The 1,817-nt window shown below is 41.6% G+C and carries 3 protein-coding genes; all 3 read right to left on the reverse strand.

Going from position 1 to position 1,817, the window contains the following annotated elements; genetic code table 11:
• Positions 1 to 180 precede the first annotated feature (180 nt).
• The 3 genes from BZA03_RS20270 to BZA03_RS20280 all read right to left on the reverse strand — a co-directional run bounded on the left by BZA03_RS20270 (position 181) and on the right by BZA03_RS20280 (position 1,625).
• Positions 181 to 594, reverse strand: coding sequence for a hypothetical protein (locus tag BZA03_RS20270; protein WP_110289716.1), 414 nt, complete (start codon positions 592 to 594; stop codon positions 181 to 183).
• Between the two features lie 148 nt (positions 595 to 742).
• Entirely contained in the window at positions 743 to 1,159 is a 417-nt protein-coding gene (locus tag BZA03_RS20275) for a hypothetical protein (protein ID WP_049588967.1), read from the reverse strand.
• Between the two features lie 133 nt (positions 1,160 to 1,292).
• Positions 1,293 to 1,625: a hypothetical protein gene (locus tag BZA03_RS20280; RefSeq protein WP_258364680.1), complete on the reverse strand. Its 333-nt coding sequence runs from the start codon at positions 1,623 to 1,625 to the stop codon at positions 1,293 to 1,295.
• Positions 1,626 to 1,817: the final 192 nt, after the last annotated feature.

Genomic DNA, 1,817 nt, shown 5'->3' on the forward strand with positions numbered 1-1,817 from the left:
GCAGAGGAATACTTAGAATTAAGAAGGCTGGTAGTTTCATTAAATAAATCCTTTTATTTTTGATTACACAGATTAGCACATAACTTTTAAATAAGGGGGCGCAGGCGCGTAGGGCATAATGGCGAAGCCGCCCTGCGTGTATGCGTCCCAGCGAACGAAGTGAGTGACTTAATTTTTTTGTTATACGCGTTTTTCAACGAAGTGCATACCCCAGCAGTTTGATGCAGAAAGCATAAAGGCAAAATAAACGATTGAAAATACACAGCCCAAGAATGCTCCACTTCCTGTTTTTAAGAGTAGAGATTTAAAGAAATTCACTACGAGGCAAAACAGGGCTATAAACCAAATTGCTTTTAAAACGTTATCGTAAATATGGTTTTTTAGAATGCCGCTGTGTTCTTGGAAGCTGAAGAAAAAGCCTGAAAGTTTACAAATAAGCCAAGTTAAGAAAAAAGATGAGAATGAAATGAAGATTGCAGCTGCTATTTCTTGAGTAAACACGCCGATTAAAAGCGCTGAACCACACCAAATTAGTGGTAACTTAAGCCCTGATTTTTGAGTAATGAGAAGGTACTTAGGTTTTTTAAGCTGCATTTCTATCCTTGATGCTCATAGCGTATAACTTTTCAATAACGGGCGCAGGCACGTAGGGCAAAATGGCAAAGCCGCCCTGCGTGTATGCGTCCCAGCGAACGAAGTGAGCGAGTTTATTGAGTTGTTATGTGCGTAGCCACTTACAGCGTTATTTCGCATTGAGTTTCCCGATTTCCTCTTGTGAAATTGCCCAAATGTGAACCCGCTCTAATTTCACTTTGCTGAGGGTAACCGCGATGATAAACGCAACAGGGGTAAGAATATAAGCTAGCGGGGTGAGGCCCAACATATAGCAGCCGAAGATATGAAGTAATGCACCAATTGCGCCAACAGGAAGTCTATACTTTAAGCTATACATTTGCCCGGTAAATCGAGCAAACAATCCAATTGATGCGGGAGGGACAGCAAGCATAATGATAATGGCTGCTCCCATTTGTGAAATGAAAAGATAAAAAACAAAGCCGACAAATGCTCCGATGATTGCTCCCAAGAGTCCTTGCATCGGTTTTTGCTTTGCGTTTAATTCTTGTAACGCAGCTATCATTTCTTCATCAGTGAATCTCATAAAACTTCCTTGTTTTCAAATTGACGCAAGCACATAACTTTCCAATAACGGGCGCAGACATGTGGGGCATAATGGCGCAGCCGCCCCACGAGTATGCGTCCCAGCGAACGTAGTGAGTGAGTTTATTGGGTTGTTATATGCCTTGTTTATTAAATCTGATGACATCTTTGTGTAATCCATAAGACATGCTCAATCCAAGCGTATCGTTAATATAGAACTGAATATAACCATTATTGAGCCTAGCTTCCCAGTTCCTGATATTGTCGTAGCGAGAAAGGTATAGATTTACTTTTTTCTGTCTCCCAAGGTTCCAAGACCTTCCAATGGGATCGTCGTACCAAGCACTTGAAACAATGCCATTAGTTTCATAAATAGCTACATTGTAAGCTGCATTTGAAATTTTATATTGCCTTTCCTCTTCGGACTCAAAAAAAACGGGACTGCCAATCTTTTTTAATATAGCCAATCCATCTTCTATTGGAATGCCTAAAGGTACGTGAGGGCTTTTGAGTTTTTTAAACCAGATAATGTCCGTATTCCTTTGGCATATAACTTTCCAATAGCGGGCGCAGACATGTGGGGCATAATGGCGAAGCCGCCCCGCGTGTATGCGTCCCAGCGAACGTAGTGAGTGCGTTTATTGGCTTGTTAGGTGCGT

Origin of the sequence: Alteromonas sp. I10 (assembly GCF_003201515.1) — a bacterium.
GTDB lineage: Bacteria > Pseudomonadota > Gammaproteobacteria > Enterobacterales > Alteromonadaceae > Alteromonas > Alteromonas macleodii.